Origin of the sequence: Streptomyces sp. NBC_01268, assembly GCF_036240795.1 — a bacterium.
GTDB lineage: Bacteria > Actinomycetota > Actinomycetes > Streptomycetales > Streptomycetaceae > Streptomyces.
Window position 1 is genome coordinate 4,751,344 of record NZ_CP108454.1, and the last position, 18,814, is coordinate 4,770,157.

The following is an 18,814-nucleotide window of genomic DNA, read 5'->3' on the forward strand; positions in this document are numbered from 1 at the left end:
GGCCGGGCTCCCGAGAACGGGAACCCGGCCCTTCGCCGTCGGGCGCGTACGCCCGCGCGCGTCGGGTCAGCCCTTGCTGACCGCCGCCAGGATCTCCGGCAGCCGCCGCGACACCCGCGGGGCCGCCAGCTTCAGGCCGCCCCAGGTGATCAGCGCGCCGTACAGCGCGCCGCCCGGCAGCAGCACCCACAACAGGTCCTCGTGGTCCGCGAGGTGGAGGAAGAGCGTCAGCCCGATCACCGGCGCGCACAGCACCGCGGCGGAGACCATGCCGCCGAAGATGGACATCCAGGCGAGCCCGCCCTGCCCCGGTGCCACGTTCTTGTACGCGCTGTCCTGCGGGATCGAGTACGGGAAGGTCGCCGAGGCCACCGCACCCGTCGCCATCATCGCGCCGAGCAGGGCCAGGGCCACGCCCAGCGCCTCCGGCAGCTTCTGCCAGGCGTCCAGCATCGCGGCCGTCACCGTCGTCACCAGCACCGTGTACGGCACGGTGACGGTCAGCAGCGCGAGCGACCGGGCCCGCAGTTCGGCGTACGCGTCGGCCTTCGTCGCGATGGTCTGCGCGACCATCCAGAACGCGGAGGTGTCCTGGCCGAACTGGTTGTACATCTGGATGCCGAGCATGCCCGAGGCGAAACAGGCGAAGTAGACGGTGCCGGTTCCCTGCAGCGCGTTGAAGACCGGGACGATCGCGCCGATCGCGAGCGAGGTCACCCACGCCGCCTTCGTCTTCGGGTCGCGCCAGATGTAGCGCAGGCTGCGCTCCATCACCGTGCCCGTGCGCCCGCCCGGCAGGATCCGGCCCAACAGACCGGAGGACGCCTTGTCCTTGGCGCCGGAGTCCGAGGCCGCGCCGATCGTGGAGCCGTCCGGCTCGACCATCAGGCGCACCAGGCTGCGCTGCCACCAGTAGACGAGGCCCACCAGCGCGGCGGCGGTGAGCAGCAGCTTGGCCGCGGCCACCGCGTAGTCGCCCTCGCCGGCGGCGTCCACCGCGGAGATCGCGGAGGCCGGCGGCAGCCAGCCCACGACCTCGGCGGCGGGCTCGACCGCGCTCAGCCCGCCGGCCTGGCTGAGCCGCTGGGCACCGAAGTTGACCAGCTGCATGCCGACCGCGATGACCAGACCGGACAGGACGGCGAGGTCACGGCCCTTGCGGGAGGTGAGGAGGCGTACGTTCGCCGCCGCCACCGACCGCGAGAGCGCCACGCACACCAGCACCACCAGCGGTACGGCGAGGACGGCGAAGAGCGTGCCGGCCGCGCCGTGCGCGAGCGCGACGGCCGCGCCGACGCTCACGCACAGCGTGAACGCCGGGCCGATGCCGACCAGCGAGGCCACGAGCAGCGCCCGGACCAGCGGCCGGGGCCGCAGCGGCAGCATCACGAGCCGGGAGGGGTCGAGGGTCTCGTCCCCGCTCGGCACGAACAGCGGCATGACCGTCCAGGCGAGCGCCATGATCCCGGCCAGCAGGACGGTGACGGTGGGCGCGTTGACGCTGCCGCGCATCAGGGCGAAGCCGAGCAGCGTCACGGCGGCGAAGACCGCGGCGAACACGACCGAGATGATGTAGGCGGCGGTCCGGCCGCCCGACTGCTTCAGGCCGTTCTTGAGGAGCGCCAGCTTGAGCCGTACGAAGACGGCGGTCAGCGAGGGGGCGGGCGCAGTGGCGGTGGTCATCGGCCCGAACCGCCCAGCCAGTCCAGGGACTCGCCGGTGTCCCGTCCGTTCGCGCCGACCAGCTCCAGGAACGCGGCCTGCAGTGACGGTGCTTCGCCCCGCACCTGCTCCAGCGGGCCCTGGGCGCGGATCTGGCCCGCGGCCATCACCGCGACCCAGTCGCACAGCGACTCCACCAGCTCCATGACGTGGCTGGAGAAGACGACCGTGGCGCCCGAGGCGGTGTACCGCTCCAGGACGCCGCGGATGGTCTGTGCCGAGACGGGGTCGACGCCCTCGAACGGCTCGTCCAGGAAGAGGACTTCCGGGTTGTGCAGCAGGGCCGCCGCGAGACCGATCTTCTTGCGCATGCCGGTCGAGTAGTCGACGACCAGCTTGTGCTGGGAACCGGCCAGGTCGAGGACGTCGAGCAGCTGGGCGGCGCGCTTGTCGACCTCGGCGCCGGGCAGCCCGCGCAGCCGGCCGCTGTACGCGAGGAGTTCACGGCCGGAGAGGCGCTCGAACAGGCGCAGCCCCTCGGGCAGGATGCCGATCTTGGCCTTGACCTGGGCGACCGACTCGGCGTCGGCCCACACGTCGTGGCCGGCGACCAGGATGCGTCCGTGGTCGGGGCGGAGCAGCCCGGTGATCATCGAGAGGGTGGTGGTCTTGCCGGCGCCGTTGGGGCCCACGAGACCGATGAACTTGCCCGCGGGCAGGACCAGATCGATCCCGTTCACCGCGATCTGCTGGCCGAAACGCTTCCACAGCCCCTCGACGCGAACGGCGGGCACCGCCCCGGATCCCGATCCCGGTGTCGCGCCCGCCGTTTCGAACACTCCGTCAAATGCCTGGTCAGGCATCATGTTGCGTCAACCCTTCGATGGTCCCCGTCTGACGGGCACCACCTTACGGCCGCGTCTGATCCGGCCATATGGTCGTAAGACCCGAAGGACGGCGGACCCGGGGGCCGGGTCGGGGCGGCCGGGGCGCAGGTCAGGCGTGCCGCCCGCGCGCGTCCGCCGCCTCGCGACCGCACGCGTACGCCAGCGCGCTGATCAGCTCCTCCGCGTCCGGCAGCCAGCGGTTCGCCGCCGTGGGCTTGCGGGCCCACTGCACCGCTCCGAAACCGCCGACCCGGGTCGGCGGCGCCGCCACGAAGTGCCCCTCGCCGCGCGTCGTGAGATCGATCGAGGCGGGCACCCAGCCCAGCTTGCGCACCAGGTCCGGCACCTTGGCCGCGGCGCCGGGCAGCACGAAGAAGAACATCCGGCGGTCGGGCGTGCAGGTCACCGGGCCGAGCGTCAGCTCCATGCGCTCCATGCGGGCCAGCGCGAGGAAACCGGCCGACTCGGACACCTCGACCGCGTCGAAGGTGCGGCCGGTGGGCAGCAGGATCGAGGCCTTGGGCTGCTTCGACCACATCCGCCGGGCCCCCACGGCACTGCCCGTCGCCTGCGTCGACCAGTCGGGCCGTGCGGGGTGCGCGCCGGGCGAGGCGCACGCCTCCACGCCGCACGAGCAGCGCTCCCTGCCCTCGACCGCCTCCAGCCAGGTCCCGGGGAACACGTCCCAGTGCCGCTCTTCCGCGTACCGCACGGCGCTGTCCAGCAGCAGCTCGCCTCGCTGCTTGGGGATCTGTGCGGCGTCCGTGACTCCCATGGTCTCTTCCACGTCGAACTCAACTCCCGCCGTCACCTGGGGTTACGGGCGGGGCGGCGAGCGGTGTGGAGCATCGATCCTGCATGCGGGGCGCACGGTTGCACGGGCGGGGGCGCGCGTGGGGCAGGAGAGCGGTGGGCGGGTAGGACAGGAGGCGGGGGGCGTCGGTCCCGGCTGCCCGTGGGCGGCTGCGACCGTCGTGTCCGGTTTCGCGTGTTCACATCGGCATTGACCGGATATCTGCCGGGCATTGATCAGTCCTGTTGATCAACCGGATCAACTCGGTTCGGTTCGGCTCGACTCGAACCGGCCCGCACCGCGGACCACCGCACGGCCTCAGGGGGTAGTCATCATGGCAGCCAGGCCACTCGTCGCCCGCCAGCCCAACGAACGGCTGCAGGCGCTCATCCAGGAGGCCGCGTGCTCCAACGCCGGTCTCGCCCGCAGGGTCAACATGGTCGGCGCGGAGCGCGGCCTGGACCTGCGGTACGACAAGACCTCGGTGGCGCGCTGGCTGCGCGGGCAGCAGCCGCGCGGCCGCGCCCCGGGCGTCATCGCGGAGGCGCTCGGGCGCAAGCTGGGCCGCACCGTCACGATCGACGAGGTGGGCATGGCCAACGGCCGCAACCTCGCGTCGGGCGTCGGCCTCCAGTTCGCGCCGACCGTCCTCGGCGCCATCGAGCAGGTCTGCGAGCTGTGGCGCAGCGACGTGGGCCGCCGGGACTTCCTGTCCGGCTCCGCTGTCGCCGCCTCCGCGCTCGTGGAGCCCTCCCGCGACTGGCTGATCACCGGCGCCGACACCCAGGTGGCGCGGGCCGCCGGGGCGCGGGTCGGGTTCTCGGACGTCGCCGCGGTACGGGCGATGACCGCCGCGCTCGTCGACCTCGACCGGCGCTTCGGCAGCGGGCACGTGCGCCCGGTGGTCGTCCACTACCTCAACAGCGTGGTGTCGGGGATGCTCTCCGGCTCCTACCGGGAGGCCGTCGGGCGGGAGCTGTTCGCGGCGGTCGCGCGGCTGACGGAGCTCGCCGGGTACATGGCCGTGGACACCGGCCAGCCGGGCCTCGCCCAGCGCTACTACATCCAGGCGCTGCGGCTCGCGCAGGCCGCGGGCGACCGGGCCTACGGCGGCTACGTGCTGGCCGCGTCGATGAGCCACCTCGCCGCCCAGCTCGGCAACCCGCGCGAGATCGCCCAGCTGGCGCGGGCCGCGCAGGAGGGTGCGCGGGGGCACGTGACGCCGCGCGCGGAGGCGATGTTCCTCGCGGCGGAGGCCCGCGGCCACGCGCTCCTGGGCGACGCGTCCTCCTTCGAGCTGGTCGCGGGGCGCGCGGCGGAGGCGCTGGGGCAGGCCGACCCGGAGTCGGGCGACGACCCGGACTGGATCGCCCACTTCGACGGGGCCTACCTCGCGGACGAGCTGGCGCACGGGCACCGGGACCTCGGCCACGCGCGGGAGGCGGCCCGGGCGGCGCGGGAGTCGCTGGCCGGGCACCCCGAGACCCGGGCCCGGCGGCGCGCGATCGGCCTCGCGCTGCTCGCCGCGGCGCAGGTCCAGCAGCGCGAGGTCGAGCAGGCCTGCCAGACGGGCACCCGGGCCCTCGAACTCCTCACGACGCTGCGCTCCACCCGGGGCATGGAGTACCTGGACGACCTGCGGGACCGCCTGGATCCGTACGCGGGGGAGGCGGTGGTGCGGGAGTTCGGGGCGAGGCTGGAGCTGCACGCGGCATAGCGGCGGCTCCCGGGGGCGTCCTACGTCACACCTCTGTCACACGTGTGTGCGGGGCGCTGGGCGCACCCGGTAGCGTGGGCCGACGGTTCCGTAGGTACGCAGGTCCATCAGCAGGCATCAGTAGGAGTCCCGGTGACGCACAGCGGACAGGGGCCGGAGCAGCAGTATCCGGCCGCTCAGCCCCTCCCCCCTGAGGTGACCCCTGGCGGCTCCTCGGACGCCCAGGCGACGCAGTACCTGCCGCCGGTCCCGGCCCAGCCGCCGGTGGCCCCGCAGGCCGGCTACGGCTACCCGCCGCCCGCGCCCCCGCAGCAGCACCAGCAGCCCCAGCCGCAGTCCCAGCAGGGCTACGGCTACCCGCCGGCGCCGCAGCAGCACCAGCCGCAGCAGCAGCAGCAGCAGCACCAGCAGCAGCCCCAGCCCGGTTACGGCTACCCGCCGCCCGCGCCCCCGCAGCACCCGTCCCAGCCGGGGTACGGCTACCCGCCGCCGGCGCCCGCCGACGCGCAGGCCACGCAGTACCTGCCGCCGGTGGTGGCCGACTCGCAGGCGACGCAGCTGATCCCGCCGGTCGCCCCGGGCCCCGGCGCCCCGGGCCCGGACATGCAGGCGACCCAGTTCATCGCGCCCGTACCGCCGCAGCAGACGCCCCCGCAGGCCCCGCACGGCGGTCCGCACGCTCCCGGGGAGCGCCCGCCGCTCGCCGACTTCGAGAACCTGTTCCGCAGCGAGACCCCGCACCAGGCGTCGGCGCCCGTGCCTCCGGTCGTGCAGCACCAGCAGCCCTCGGTGCAGCTGCACCAGCCGCCGCACCAGCAGCAGTACCAGCCGCCGCAGCCGCCCCCGCAGCACCAGCAGCAGCACCACCAGCAGCAGGCGCAGCAGCAGTACGGCTTCCAGGAGGCGTACTACGACGAGCAGGGGTACGACGAGCCCGAGCCGCGGCGCCGGAAGTCGCCGGTCGCGCTGATCGCCGCCGTCGTGGCGGGCTGCGCCGTGGTCGGCCTCGGCGCGGGCGCGCTGCTCAGCGGGGGAGACGAGGACAAGAAGGACCAGAAGGGCGGTCAGAACGTGGCCGCCAGCTCCTCCGCGCCGTCCGCCGCCGGCGGCGGCACGACCGACAAGGCCGCCGATCCGGCCGAGGAGCAGGCGAAGCAGCTCGACAAGCTGCTCGCCGACAGCAACAACAGCCGCGACGCGGTGATCCGTTCCGTCGAGGCGATCAAGACCTGCTCCAACCTCGACCAGGCCGCCGGCGACCTGCGGGGCGCCGCCGAGCAGCGGCGCGGGCTCGTCACCCGGCTCCAGAAGCTGTCCGTGGACAAGGTCCCGGACAGCGGCGCGCTCACCGCGGCCCTCACCAAGGCCTGGCAGGCCTCGGCCTCCGCCGACGACCACTACGCGGCCTGGGCGGACCAGGCGAAGAGCAAGAAGGTCTGCAAGGGCGGCCGGGCCCGCTCGACCTCCCAGACCATCGAGGCGAACAAGAAGAGCGGCGAGGCCAGCACCGCCAAGCGCGAGGCGGCCGGGCTGTGGAACCCGACCGCCGAGAAGTACGGACTGACGAAGCGCAGCCAGACGCAGCTGTAGGCGCTACGGCGCCGTCAGCACGGTCTCGCCGACGTCGACGAAGCCGGGCTTCTGCGCCACGAGCCGCCCCTGGCGGACCACCTGGAACGTCACGTCGTGGTTGACGATCCGGGGGAAGCCGGGGGCGCCGAGCAGGTCGTCGTACCGCCAGCGCAGCGCCGGGGTGAGGCCGCCGGTGTCGATCCGTACGCCGTTGTCGAGCGCGTGCGAGAGCTGCACGGCGGTGACCTCGTCGCTGTCGAGGGACTCCACGACCTGCTTGAGCACGGTGTACGCGATCCAGGTGGTCTGCACGCCGGCGTCCGAGGGGTCGACCCGGTTGTCGACGAAGGCGTGCTGCTGGATCACCTTGCGCATCGGCGCCCAGCTCTTGTTGTCGGCGTCCGGGTACCAGCCGGTGACGAACGCGCCCTCGAAGGGGCTGTGCGCGCCGCCGGAGCGGTCGATGAGGGGCTGCCCGACGCTGCCGAGCACGGAGGAGATCCGCACGCCGCTCTTCCCCTCCTTCTCCTCCCCGGGCAGTCGGCGGAAGGAGTCGAAGAAGGTCTGGGTGCGCTCGCCGAGGACGGCGGTGACGCAGCCGCCCTCGTCCCCCGCGCGGGTCCGGGCGCGGTCGGCCTGCTGGGTGTACTCGGCGGCGTCCTCGACGGCCGGGATGTCGACGGCCTTGCGGTGACTGGCCTTGCGCAGGCCGGAGTTGAGCAGGTCGGGCAGCTTGTCGCCGGCGATCGTGTCGGGGCGGACCAGCGAGACCTTGCGGCAGCCGGCCGCGAGCTGCATGCCGTGGCCGGCGATGAGGGAGGCCTGGCCGCCGTTGACGGGGTACGAGAGCGGGGAGGTGAACTCGTCCTCCGAGATGCCGTAGCCGCCGATGTACGGGATGCCGGCGGCCTCCAGGGGGGCCATGAAGGCGCGCCCGTTCTGGCTGTACGAGCCGACGACGGCGACGGCGCCCTCGCGGACGGCCCTGCGGGCGCAGGCCGCGGCGCCGGCGGAGGTGTTCTGTTCGTTGCAGGTCAGGACGCGCAGCTCGTGCCCGTCGAGGCCGCCTTCGCTGTTGACCCAGCGGGCGAAGGCCTGGGCCATCGCGGGCATGCCGGGCATGTTGGTGGCACGGGTCTGGTCGGGAGCCCAGGTCATGACGGTGACGGGCTCCCTGGAGCCCCCCGTGGCCCCAGGGAGGACGCCGCAGCCGGTGAGCAGCGACGCACCTGCCGCCGCTGTCGTGACGTACGCGAGGATTGAGATGAGTCGCCTACCGGTCATGGGCATGCACAATTCCGCCCCACGGGTAACGCGGGAGTGAGCGCGCTTCAACGCTGGGTGACGTGAAGGTGAATTACGGGGGTCGCCCGGGCCCGGAAAGGGCGCTGTCAGTGGGTGAACGTACGATCGAAAGATGTCCGGTACCACCTCCCCTTCGGTGAACTCTTCCCGTCGCGGCCGTCGCTCCTCCACCATGGGCGGCATGCCTCTCAACGACATGCCGTGGTGGCGCTGGCGCAGCAACGTGCGCTCGGCGCTGCACATGCTTTCGGATCCGGGGTTCCACGAGACGACCTGGCTGGCCGGCCAGGAGGGGTACGGCGACGTCACCGACGCCGTCTACCGCCTGGTCGAGGACACCTGGCTGGACAACTGGTCCGCCGAGAAGTACGTGGGAACGATCTTCCGCGACTCCGGCGAGGCCGCCCTCGTGGACGTGGCCGTGCTGCGGGTGCTGCGGATCATGCACCAGGTCGGCCCGGACGCGCCGGTCTCCGCGTATCTGGAGCACCACGGGTGGCCGGAGGCGGTGCGGGCCGCCCGCGAGGCACACGTACGGATGGCGACGGCGGACGGCGAGGACCCCGAGGTGCCGCCGCGCTCCCTGGAGATCCTGCGGATCATGACCCGTTCCGCCTGACGGACGGCGGCGCGGGGTGGTCCGCCCGGTGTGGCAGGCTGGGCCAATGACCGACCAGTACGTCCTCACCCTCTCCTGCCCCGACAAGCAGGGCATCGTGCACGCCGTGTCGAGCTATCTCTTCATCACGGGATGCAACATCGAGGACAGCCAGCAGTTCGGAGACCGTGACAGCGGTCTCTTCTTCATGCGGGTCCACTTCTCGGCGGAGGCGCCGGTCACGGTGGAGAAGCTGCGGGCCAGCTTCGCCGCGGTGGGCGACTCGTTCACCATGGACTGGCAGATCAACCGGGCCGACGAGCGGATGCGCGTCGTGCTGATGGTGTCGAAGTTCGGCCACTGCCTGAACGACCTGCTGTTCCGCTCCCGGATCGGCGCGCTGCCCGTCGAGATCGTGGCGGTCGTCTCCAACCACACGGACTTCGCGGAGCTGGTCGGCTCGTACGGGATCCCGTTCCGGCACATTCCGGTCACCAAGGACACCAAGGCGGAGGCCGAGGCGGAACTCCTCGCCCTGGTCCGCGACGAGGACGTCGAGCTGGTCGTCCTCGCCCGCTACATGCAGGTCCTCTCCGACGACCTGTGCAAGCAGCTCTCCGGGCGGATCATCAACATCCACCACTCCTTCCTCCCCAGCTTCAAGGGCGCCAAGCCCTACCACCAGGCGCACGCGCGCGGTGTGAAGCTGATCGGCGCCACGGCGCACTACGTGACGGCCGACCTCGACGAGGGCCCGATCATCGAGCAGGAGGTCGAGCGGGTCGGCCACGAGGTGACCCCCGACCAGCTGGTGGCGACCGGCCGCGACGTGGAGTGCCAGGCGCTCGCCCGCGCCGTGAAGTGGCACGCCGAGCGCCGCATCCTGCTCAACGGGCGCCGCACGGTCGTCTTCGCCTAGGGAGCCGGCCCCGCTACATCCGGCTCAGGGACGCCGCCGCGCACAGCACGTCGCGGATCGCCTCCCGGTCGCCGTCCTGCCCCGCCGCGGCCTCCTCCGGCGGGACGTGCCCGGCGACCAGCTGGAAGAACTCGACGCCGTCCATCGCCACCTGGGCCACCGCGCGCTCCCGGGAGCCGAGCGCCCCGGGCGAGTCCAGGGCGATGAACCAGTGCCCGCCGCCCGCGCCCTCGATCTCCAGGTGGAGGGAGCGGCCGGGCGAGCCGGCCGTGACCATCTCGCGGGCCGGGGCCGCCAGCCCCGTGCGGCGGCGCCCGGCGAGGGTCGCGGGCAGCATCCGGGCCGCGAGGTCGATCATGCCGTGCATGTGCGCGCCGCTGGGCGGCTCGTACGGGTAGTCCACCGCCCGCGCGATGTCCCCGGCGTGCACCCAGCACTCGAAGGCCCGCTCCAGCAGCGAGTCCCGCAGCGGCAGCGCGAAGTCCCCGTACGTCACCGTCAGGTCCGCGACGCCGCGCCCGGCGAAGGACGCGGTGCGGATGAGGGTGTGGCTCTGCTCCCGCCAGGGCTCGCGGACCGAGCGGGTCGGCGGCCGGCCCGAGCTGTTCCAGTACGCCTCCGTCCGCTCGGTCGGCGTCAGTTCGCCCGCCCCGCCGGCGCCCAGCGGGTCGTCGAGGCCGAGCGACGCGGCCACCAGGCCGTCCACCGCGAGGAGATGTCCGATCACCCCGGCCACGGTCGTCTTCCGGTTCACCCGGCGCTCGTCCTCGAACCACTTCAGCCGCACCGGCGCGTGCCACTCCGCCTCGCCGATGTCGCGCAGCAGCGCGTCCAGCCGGGCGGTCTCGGCGTCGTACGGGGACGCCCAGGCGGGCACCGGGATACGGGCCGGGCGCCGGCCCAGGCAGTTCTCCAGGACCCGGGAGCGCAGCAGCGGGTCGAGGTCCAGGTCGCGCTCGGCGTGCAGCAGCCCGACCGCGTCCCGCAGCCGCAGCGCCTCGTCGGCGCAGGGCGCGCACTCGGTGAGGTGGTCCTCGACGGCCTGCGTCTCCTCCGCCGAGCAGGCGGACAGGGCCCAGGCCCCGAGCAGGGACTTGAGCACCCGGTGCGGGAGCGGTTCCGGGGCCGGGTCCGGAGCAGGGGCGGGATCCGGCCGTGGGGCCGACAGGTCCGCGTGGTCGTCCGCCGCCCACCGGGGGCCCGGTATCCGCGGGGCGCGTGCGGTCTCCTCGGGATCGCCGTTCGCCCCGGTCACAGCGGCCGCCCGTAGGAGCCGGGCGGCGAGGAGCCCTCGATCGAGCGGGTGTTGGCGGTGGAGAGCAGCTGGAGGCCGAGCCGCAGCCTGCGCCGTGCCTCGTCCTCGGTGACGCCCAGGTCGGCGGCGGTCTGCCGGTAGTCCCGGCGCTGGAAGTAGGCCAGCTCCAGGGCCTGCCGCAGCGGTGTCGGCATCGAGGTGACGATGTAGTCCGCGCGGGCCGCGACCGAGGCCCGGCGCACCTTCTGCTCCAGCTCCTCGGCCGAGCCCTCGCCGCGCTCCGCGTACGCGACCGCCTCGGCCTGGCGCAGCCGGTGGACGGCCTGCCGCTGGGTGAGCCGGGCGACCCAGGCGCGCATGTTGCCCTGCTTGGGGTCGTAGGCGTCGGGGTTCTCCCAGATGTAGCCGAAGACCTCGCGGGTGATCTGGTCGGCCGCGTCGTCGTCGTCGAGGACCCGGTGGGCGAGGCTGTGCACGAGGGAGGCGAAGCGGTCGTACAGCTCGCCGAGGGCCGCGGCCTCGCCGCGTGCGAGGCGCTGCTGCATCCTGCGGTCCCAGCGCGGTGGTGTGTCCTTCGCCATCCGAAGCCCTCCCGACGGCCCGGCCCTCCTGACCCGGGTTCTTCTCCAAAGTAGTGGCCCGGGACCCGGCGCACTCCTGTTTGCCGCAAGTGCGCCCTTGACGGATGACCGGATGGTAAGGAACGAGGCAACCTCGCCGCCGGGGGTTTCGCGGCGTCCCGACGGGGCAGCGGGAGGGCACAGGAAGCACTGCCTCCGTTTGAAAGGCGCCGCTCGTGACGATCCGGGTCGACGAGGACGAGCAGAACCCATGGACCGTGCTGCGGATCAGCGGCGAACTGGACCTGGTCACCTCCCCGCTGATCCGCAGACGCGTCCACGACGCCGTGGCGGGCGGCCGGCACGACGTGGTCCTCGACCTGTCCGCGGTCCGCTTCTGCGACTCCAGCGGCGTCGGGGTGCTGGTCGCCGCCCGGCGTCTGATGCGCTCCTGCGGCGGGCGCCTCCGGCTGATCCTGCCCGCGCGCGGCGCCGAGGACGGCGCCCACGTCAACCGCGTGCTCGCCGCCCTGGGGGTGCGCCGCCTCTTCGAGGTGTACGCGGACCTGCCCGCGGCCCTCGACGAGACGGCCACGCCCCTCCGGCCCGTGGCCCAGGCTTCCTAGGGCCGGTCCCGCAGGACCGGCGCCCCGGTCTCCGTGAGCGTCCCGTCGGCCAGCCGCAGCCACCGTTCCACCCCGATCTCCCGCAGGAACCGCTCGTCGTGGCTGATCACGACGAAGGCGCCGCGGTAGGCGTTCAGGGCGCTCTCCAGCTGGCCCGTGCTGACGAGGTCGAGGTTGTTGGTCGGCTCGTCGAGGAGCAGGAGGTGCGGGGCCGGTTCGGCGTACAGGACGCAGGCCAGGGTGGCGCGCAGGCGTTCGCCGCCGGACAGGTCGGCCACGGGCAGGTGGGCGCCGGCGCCGCGGAAGAGGAAGCGGGCGAGCAGGTTCATCCGCTCGGCCTCCGGGCGGTGGGGCGCGAAGTCGGCGAAGTTCTCGGCGACGCTGCGCTCCGGGTCCAGCAGGTCCAGGCGCTGGGAGAGGGAGGCGATCCGCCCGTCGGCCCGCTTGAGCGCGCCGCCGTCGGGGGCGAGGCCGCCGCCGACCAGGCGCAGCAGGGTGCTCTTGCCCGCTCCGTTCGGGCCGGTGAGCGCGATGCGTTCGGGACCCCGGACGGTGAGGTCGACCCCGGGCGGGGCGAAGACGGGCCGGTCGCCGAGCCGGGCCTGGAGCCCCTCGCCGACGAACAGGGTGCGGCCGGCGGGGACGTCGGTGTCGGGCAGGTCGAGCGTGAGGCGCTGCTCGTCCCGCACGGCGCGCCCCGCCTCGTCGAGGCGGGCCTGGGCGTCGCCGACCCGGGTGGCGTGGGTCTGCCCGGCACGGCCCGCCGACTCCTGCGCGCCGCGCTTCATGTTCCCGGCGAAGATGCGGGGCAGACCGGCGTTCTTCAGGTTGCGGGCGGCGTTGCTCTGCCGGCGCTCCGCGCGTTCGCGGGCCTGCTGCATCTCCCGCTTCTCCCGCTTCAGCTCCTGCTCGGCGCTGCGCACGTTCTTCTCCGCGACCTCCCGCTCGGCCCGCACGGCCTCCTCGTAGGCGGTGAAGTCGCCGCCGTACAGGCGCAGTTCCCCGCGGTCGAGTTCGGCGATCCGCTCCATCCGGTCGAGCAGGGCGCGGTCGTGGCTGACGAGCAACAGGCAGCCGTGGAAGTCCGTGAGGACGTCGTACAGGCGGTGCCGGGCGGTCAGGTCGAGGTTGTTGGTGGGCTCGTCGAGCAGGAGCACGTCGGGCCGCTTCAGGAGCTGCCCGGCGAGCCCGAGGGAGACGGCCTGACCGCCGCTGAGCGTGCCGAGGCGCCGGTCGAGGGCGAGGTCGCCGAGGCCGAGGCGGTCGAGCTGGGCGCGGGTGCGCTCCTCGATGTCCCAGTCGTCGCCGATGGCCGTGAAGTGCTCCTCGGCCACGTCGCCCGACTCGACGGCGTCGATGGCCCGGATCACCGCGTCGACGCCGAGCACCTCGGCCACGGTGAGGTCACCGGTCAGCGGCAGGCTCTGCGGGAGGTAGCCGAGGGCGCCGTCCACGGTCACCGTGCCCGCGCGGGGCCGCAGGACGCCGGCGATCAGCTTGAGCAGGGTGCTCTTGCCGGAGCCGTTGGGGGCCACCAGGCCCGTACGGCCGGCGCCCACGGCGAAGGACAGGTCCGCGAAGACCGGGGTGTCGTCCGGCCAGGAGAAGGAGAGGTGGGAGCCGACGACGGCGGGAGAAGACATGGAGGTGACCTCGTACGTGCAGGAGGGCAGGACGGATCCACTGCCCTGGCGGAAGCGGAGGAAGGGGACGACTGCGGGACCACGGGGCGGCGCCTCGGCGCGCCCTCCGGTGGCCTGCTCACATCCGGGTCTCACCCGGAGATGTCGTCGTCACCCGCCATGTCCGCCGCTCTCCTCGTTGCACGATCAACGTCCGCTCCAGGCTAACAGGACCGCTTTCCTCCGGCAGGGATTTACGTCCTGCCGGAGGGGGCGGCCGCTCAGGCGTACCGCTCGCGCAGCTTGTACTTGAGGACCTTGCGGAGGGTCTCGTTCCTGGGGAGGGCGTCGACCAGCTCCAGTTGTTCGGGCAGCTTGAAGACCGAGAGGCCGGCCGCGCGGAGGAAGGCCGTGACCGTGTCCAGGGTCAGCGGCACCGCGCCCTCGGGCTGTTCGATCACGGCGCAGACGCGTTCGCCGCGCTCGGCGTCCGGCAGGCCGATGACGGCGGCGTCGCCGACGCCGGGGTGCTCGTGCAGGAGGTCCTCGATCTCCTTGGCCGAGATGTTCTCGCCCTTGCGGATGATGATGTCCTTGACGCGGCCGGTGAGGACGAGGTGGCCGCTCTCGGTGAGGTGGCCGACGTCCCCGGTGATGAGGAAGCCGTCCTCGTCGAAGGCGGCGGCGGTCTGGGCCGGGTCCAGGTAGCCGCGGCAGACGGCCTCGCCGCGCAGCCGGACCTCGCCGTCGGCGGTGACGCGTATCTCCATGCCGGCGGGCGGGCGGCCCTCGGTGGTGGCCAGGTTCTCGGGGGTGTCGCCGGGGTCGCCCATGGTGATCATGGGGACCTCCGTCATGCCGTAGCCGTGGGTGAGCTGGCAGCCCATCTCGCGCACGACCGCGTGGTAGACCTCCGGTGGCTTCGGGGCGCCGCCGCCGGCGAGGAGGCGCAGGGTGGGGATGACCGGGTCGCCCGGCTGCTTGCGCTGCTCGGTGAGGAACATCGAGTAGAAGGCGGTGGACCCGCCCGCGACCGTCACGCCGTGCTTGCGGTACTCCTCCAGGGCCTCCGGCAGCGCGAACTGTTCGAACATGACCGCCGGGAACCCGTACAGCAGCAGCATCACCGTGTAGTCGGGGCCCGCGATGTGCGCGTACGGGAAGGCCATCGAGCCCACGTCGGCGTCGCTGAGGTGCAGGGCGTGGGCCAGGCAGGAGCCGCCGGCCAGGAGGGAGCGGTCGGTGTGCAGGACGCCCTTCGGGTCGGAGGTGGTGCCGGAGGTCCAGTAGATCCAGCGGACGTCGGTGCCCGAGGCGGGCGGCGGCGGGAGCACGGCCGGGTCGCCGTCGGGCAGGTCGTCGTACGTTTCGAGGATGCCGCGCGCGCCGAGCCGCCGGGCCATCCCGGTGTGGTCGAATCCGCGCCAGACCCCGGGGACGGCGAAGAACTCGGCGCCGGACTCACGCAGCGCGAAGCCGACCTCCTTGTCCCGGTAGAAGGGGATCACCGGGGTCTGCACGGCGCCGAGGCGGGCCAGTGCGAACGAGAGCACGGCCGTCTCGATCCGGGTCGGCAGCTGCCAGGCGACGACGGTCCCGGGGCGCACCCCCTCCCCGTACAGTCCGGCCGCGCAGCGCTCGGCGCGGTCGCGCAGCTCCCCGAAGGTCAGGGTGCGGTCGCCCTGGAGCAGGACGGGCCGGTCGGGGGTCAGTCCGGCGCGGCGTTCGACGAGCTCCCAGAGCGTGCGGGACTCGCCCAGGGCGTGTGCGGTCTCGTTCATCCCGTACTCCTCATGGCTGACGTTCCGTCAGATGGTGCGGTGAGCGTAGAGGTCCGGCGCTTGTCGGTCCAGGGGTGCGGGGCTAGCCTGACTCCATCGGATCTGACGGGTCATCAGAAATGGGAGAGGGCTCCATGACGGAACTGCCCCGCATCATCAGCGTCGACGACCACGTGATCGAGCCGGCCCACCTCTTCGAGACCTGGCTGCCGGCCAAGTACCGCGACCGCGGGCCCAAGGCCCTCACCGCCGGGATCGGCGAGCTCGCCTACGTCGGCGGGAAGTACCAGATCACGATGGACCCCGACGGTCCGCCGACCGACTGGTGGATCTACGAGGACCTCAAGTTCCCGTACAAGCGCAACATCGCCGCCGTCGGCTTCGACCGCGACGACATGACCCTGGAGGGCATCACCCGCGCGGAGATGCGCCGCGGCTGCTGGGACCCCAAGGCGCGCCTCGCCGACATGGACCTCAACCACGTCGAGGCCTCCCTCTGCTTCCCCACCTTCCCGCGCTTCTGCGGGCAGACCTTCGCCGAGGCGCACGACAAGGAGGTCGCCCTCGCCTGCGTCCGCGCCTACAACGACTGGATGGTCGAGGAGTGGTGCGGCGACAGCGGCGGCCGGCTGATCCCGCTGTGCATCATCCCGCTCTGGGACATCGACCTCGCCGTCGCCGAGATCCGGCGCAACGCGGCCCGCGGGGTCAAGGCCGTCACCTTCTCCGAGATCCCCACCCACCTCGGACTGCCGTCCATCCACTCCGGCTACTGGGATCCGTTCTTCGCCGTCTGCCAGGAGACCGGCACCGTCGTGAACATGCACATCGGATCCAGTTCGCAGATGCCGGCCGCCTCCCCGGACGCCCCGCCCGCCGTCCAGGCGTCCCTCTCCTTCAACAACGCGATGGCGTCGATGATGGACTTCCTCTTCTCCGGCGTCCTGGTGAGGTTCCCCCGCCTCAAGCTGGCCTACAGCGAGGGCCAGATGGGCTGGATCCCGTACGCCCTGGAGCGCGCCGACGACGTGTGGGAGGAGCACCGCGCCTGGGGCGGGGTCCGCGACCTGATCCCCGAACCCCCCTCCACGTACTACTACCGGCAGATCTTCTGCTGCTTCTTCCGCGACAAGCACGGCATCGCCTCGCTCGACGTCGTCGGCCGCGACAACGCCACCTTCGAGACCGACTACCCGCACGTCGACTCCACGTTCCCGCACACCAAGGACGTCGCCCTCGACCACGTCAAGGGCCTCGACGACGAGACCGTCTACAAACTCATGCGCGGCAACGCCATCCGCATGCTCGGCCTCGGAATCGTCTGATGGAGCTCGCCTGCACCGACGAGGAGGAGGAGTTCCGGGCCCGGCTGCGGGAGTGGCTCGCCGCCGAACTGCCCGGCCTGCCGCCCAAGCCCGACCCGCTCGACTGGCCCGCCCGGCGCGCCTACGACTGCGGCTGGCAGCGGCGCCTCTACGACGCCGGGTACGGGCACGTCCACTGGGACGCCTCCCCGACCCAGCGCCTGATCTTCCTGGAGGAGACCGAACGCGCCGGCGCCCCCTACGTCGGCGCCAACTTCGTGGGCCTCCTCCACGCCGGGCCCACCATCGCCGCCGAGGGCACGCCCGAACAGCGCGACCGCTGGCTGGAACCCGTCCTGCGCGGCGACGAGGTCTGGTGCCAGGGCTTCAGCGAACCCGAGGCCGGCTCCGACCTCGCCGCCCTGCGCACCCGGGCGGTCCGCGACGGCGACGCGTACGTCGTCACCGGCCAGAAGATCTGGACCTCCCACGCCGAGGCCGCCGACTGGTGCGAACTCCTCGTCCGCACCGACCCGGACGCCCCCAAGCACCGGGGCATCACCTGGCTCGCCATGCCCATGGACGCCCCCGGGATCACCGTCCGGCCGCTGCGCACCCTCGCCGGCTCCACCGAGTTCGCCGAGATGTTCCTCGACGAGGTGCGGGTGCCGGTCGGCAACCGGGTGGGCGAGGAGAACGACGGCTGGCGGGTCACCATGGTCACCCTCTCCTTCGAACGCGGCACCGCCTTCGTCGGCGAGGTCGTCGCCTGCCGTCGCGTCCTCGGCGAACTCGCCCGCACCGCCCGGAAGAACGGCACCTGGGACGACCCCGTCCTGCGCCGCCGCCTCGGCCGCCTCGGCGCCGAGTTCCAGGCGCTGTGGCGGCTCACCCAGTGGAACGTCAGCGAGGCCCAGGCGAGCGGCGGCGTCCCCGGCACCGGCGGCTCCGTCTTCAAGCTGCGCTACTCGCACGCCCGCCAGGAGCTGTACGACACGGCCGCCGCCGTCCTCGGGCCCGAGGCGCTCGACCTGGCCCGCGAGTGGAACCAGGACCGGCTGTCCTCGCTCTCGTACACCATCGCCGCCGGCACCTCGCAGATCCAGCAGAACATCGTCGCCGAGCGCATCCTCGGCCTCCCGAAGGGCCGGTGAAGCCGTCCATGGACTTCCGACTCACCGAGGACCAGCGGGCGCTCAAGCGAGGCGTACGGGAGCTCCTCGACCGCCGCTTCGGCCGGGACGCGCTGCGGGCGGCGGTCGACGGCGCGGGCCCGGCCGGGGCGGCGCTCGACCGGGAGCTGTGGCGCGAGCTCGGCGCGGCCGGCTTCTTCGCGCTCCGGCTCCCCGAGGCGGCCGGCGGCGTCGGCCTCGGCCTCCCGGATGCGGTGCTCCTCTTCGAGGAGGCGGGTCGGGCGCTGCTGCCGGGGCCGCTGATCGCGACGCATCTGGCGGCGGGGGAGGTGCCGGGGGCGGCGGAGGGGGCCGTGGTGGTCACCGCGGTCGATCCGAGCGGGCTCGTCGAATGGCTGGAAGCCGCCGACGTGGTGCTCGGCCGCGCCGAGGGCGTCGTGCCGGTGCGGAGCGTCGATCCGTTGACGCCCCTGCACCGGGCGCCCGTCAGCGGGGGCACCACGGGGACGGCGGAGACGGCGGAGACGGCGGAGACGGATCCGGCGTCCCGCGAAGCCTCCCTGCTCACCGCCGCCGAGCAGCTCGGCTCCGCCGCCCGTACCACCGAGCTGGCCGTCGCCCACGCCCGCACCCGGGAGCAGTTCGGGCAGCCGATCGGCGGCTTCCAGGCCGTCAAGCACCTGTGCGCGCAGATGCTCGTACGAACGGAGGTCGCCCGTGTCGCCGTCTACGCCGCCGCCGTGACCGCCGACCCCGTCGAGATCGCCGGGGCCCGGCTGCTGGCCGACGAGGCCGCGACCGCGTGCGCCCGGGACTGCCTCCAGGTGTACGGCGGCATGGGCTTCACCTGGGAGGCCGACGTGCACCTGCACCTCAAGCGCGCCTGGGTGCGGGCCGAGCGCGGACTCGCGGGGGCGGCGGCGGAGGAGCTGGTGGCGGCCTCGCTGTAGCGGGGAGGTCACACAGCGTCGATACCGTGTTGTGTCCTTCGGCGCGGCCGTCACGGCCCGGAGTCGGCCCCCGGCTCCGGTACGCTCCGTGGGATGCGAGTGCTTGTGGGCCCGGATCGCACCGGTGCCG

At 73.1% G+C, this 18,814-nt stretch carries 16 protein-coding genes; 8 read left to right on the forward strand and 8 right to left on the reverse strand.

Annotated features, from left to right (window positions below):
* Positions 1–66: 66 nt before the first annotated feature.
* The 3 genes from OG309_RS21285 to OG309_RS21295 all read right to left on the reverse strand — a co-directional run bounded on the left by OG309_RS21285 (position 67) and on the right by OG309_RS21295 (position 3,324).
* The gene (locus OG309_RS21285) at positions 67–1,683 is read right to left on the reverse strand and encodes a transporter (protein WP_329423038.1); all 1,617 of its coding nucleotides are present in this window, start codon (positions 1,681–1,683) and stop codon (positions 67–69) included.
* Positions 1,680–2,525: an ABC transporter ATP-binding protein gene (locus OG309_RS21290; protein ID WP_329423039.1), complete on the reverse strand. Its 846-nt coding sequence runs from the start codon at positions 2,523–2,525 to the stop codon at positions 1,680–1,682. The genes OG309_RS21285 and OG309_RS21290 overlap by 4 nt, the downstream gene beginning before the upstream one ends.
* A 133-nt stretch (positions 2,526–2,658) precedes the next feature.
* Positions 2,659–3,324: a bifunctional DNA primase/polymerase gene (locus tag OG309_RS21295; RefSeq protein WP_329423040.1), complete on the reverse strand. Its 666-nt coding sequence runs from the start codon at positions 3,322–3,324 to the stop codon at positions 2,659–2,661.
* 352 nt (positions 3,325–3,676) lie between these two features.
* On the opposite strand from OG309_RS21295, the gene OG309_RS21300 reads away from it, so the two are divergent.
* Together OG309_RS21300 and OG309_RS21305 are read left to right on the forward strand one after the other, a co-directional pair.
* Entirely contained in the window at positions 3,677–5,059 is a 1,383-nt protein-coding gene (locus OG309_RS21300) for a transcriptional regulator (RefSeq protein ID WP_329423041.1), read from the forward strand.
* A gap of 132 nt (positions 5,060–5,191) precedes the next feature.
* A complete protein-coding gene (locus OG309_RS21305; protein ID WP_329423042.1) occupies positions 5,192–6,649 on the forward strand; it encodes a hypothetical protein in 1,458 nt (485 codons plus the stop codon).
* 3 nt (positions 6,650–6,652) lie between these two features.
* Here OG309_RS21305 and OG309_RS21310 read toward each other — a convergent pair whose 3' ends face one another.
* The gene (locus OG309_RS21310; RefSeq protein ID WP_402544453.1) at positions 6,653–7,915 is read right to left on the reverse strand and encodes an ABC transporter substrate-binding protein; all 1,263 of its coding nucleotides are present in this window, start codon (positions 7,913–7,915) and stop codon (positions 6,653–6,655) included.
* 193 nt (positions 7,916–8,108) lie between these two features.
* Here OG309_RS21310 and OG309_RS21315 point away from each other — a divergent pair, with 193 nt between their 5' ends.
* Positions 8,109–8,555, forward strand: a complete 447-nt coding sequence (locus tag OG309_RS21315; RefSeq protein ID WP_046906595.1) for an SCO4402 family protein — start codon at positions 8,109–8,111, stop codon at positions 8,553–8,555.
* A 46-nt stretch (positions 8,556–8,601) separates the two neighbouring features.
* Positions 8,602–9,453, forward strand: coding sequence for a formyltetrahydrofolate deformylase (purU, locus tag OG309_RS21320; protein ID WP_329423044.1), 852 nt, complete (start codon positions 8,602–8,604; stop codon positions 9,451–9,453).
* Positions 9,454–9,466: 13 nt separating this feature from the next.
* On the opposite strand, the gene OG309_RS21325 is transcribed toward purU, so the two are convergent.
* Positions 9,467–10,708, reverse strand: a complete 1,242-nt coding sequence (locus OG309_RS21325; protein WP_329423045.1) for a zf-HC2 domain-containing protein — start codon at positions 10,706–10,708, stop codon at positions 9,467–9,469.
* Positions 10,705–11,289 (reverse strand): sigma-70 family RNA polymerase sigma factor, encoded by a 585-nt coding sequence (locus OG309_RS21330; RefSeq protein ID WP_329423046.1) that lies wholly within the window; start codon positions 11,287–11,289, stop codon positions 10,705–10,707. Before OG309_RS21330 ends, OG309_RS21325 begins: the two co-directional genes overlap by 4 nt.
* A 215-nt stretch (positions 11,290–11,504) precedes the next feature.
* On the opposite strand from OG309_RS21330, the gene OG309_RS21335 reads away from it, so the two are divergent.
* The gene (locus tag OG309_RS21335; RefSeq protein ID WP_329423047.1) at positions 11,505–11,894 is read left to right on the forward strand and encodes an STAS domain-containing protein; all 390 of its coding nucleotides are present in this window, start codon (positions 11,505–11,507) and stop codon (positions 11,892–11,894) included.
* On the opposite strand, the gene OG309_RS21340 is transcribed toward OG309_RS21335, so the two are convergent.
* Positions 11,891–13,537 (reverse strand): ABC-F family ATP-binding cassette domain-containing protein, encoded by a 1,647-nt coding sequence (locus OG309_RS21340; protein ID WP_329423048.1) that lies wholly within the window; start codon positions 13,535–13,537, stop codon positions 11,891–11,893. The genes OG309_RS21335 and OG309_RS21340 overlap by 4 nt on opposite strands.
* A gap of 260 nt (positions 13,538–13,797) precedes the next feature.
* Positions 13,798–15,297, reverse strand: coding sequence for a class I adenylate-forming enzyme family protein (locus tag OG309_RS21345; protein ID WP_329423049.1), 1,500 nt, complete (start codon positions 15,295–15,297; stop codon positions 13,798–13,800).
* A gap of 134 nt (positions 15,298–15,431) precedes the next feature.
* On the opposite strand from OG309_RS21345, the gene OG309_RS21350 reads away from it, so the two are divergent.
* Genes OG309_RS21350 through OG309_RS21360 form a run of 3 tightly spaced genes read left to right on the forward strand, consistent with a single transcriptional unit; the run spans position 15,432 to position 18,684 of the window.
* Positions 15,432–16,622: an amidohydrolase family protein gene (locus tag OG309_RS21350; protein ID WP_329423050.1), complete on the forward strand. Its 1,191-nt coding sequence runs from the start codon at positions 15,432–15,434 to the stop codon at positions 16,620–16,622.
* Positions 16,622–17,755, forward strand: a complete 1,134-nt coding sequence (locus OG309_RS21355) for an acyl-CoA dehydrogenase (protein ID WP_329423051.1) — start codon at positions 16,622–16,624, stop codon at positions 17,753–17,755. Before OG309_RS21350 ends, OG309_RS21355 begins: the two co-directional genes overlap by 1 nt.
* An 8-nt stretch (positions 17,756–17,763) precedes the next feature.
* The gene (locus tag OG309_RS21360; RefSeq protein WP_329423052.1) at positions 17,764–18,684 is read left to right on the forward strand and encodes an acyl-CoA dehydrogenase family protein; all 921 of its coding nucleotides are present in this window, start codon (positions 17,764–17,766) and stop codon (positions 18,682–18,684) included.
* The last annotated feature ends 130 nt before the right edge of the window (positions 18,685–18,814 follow it).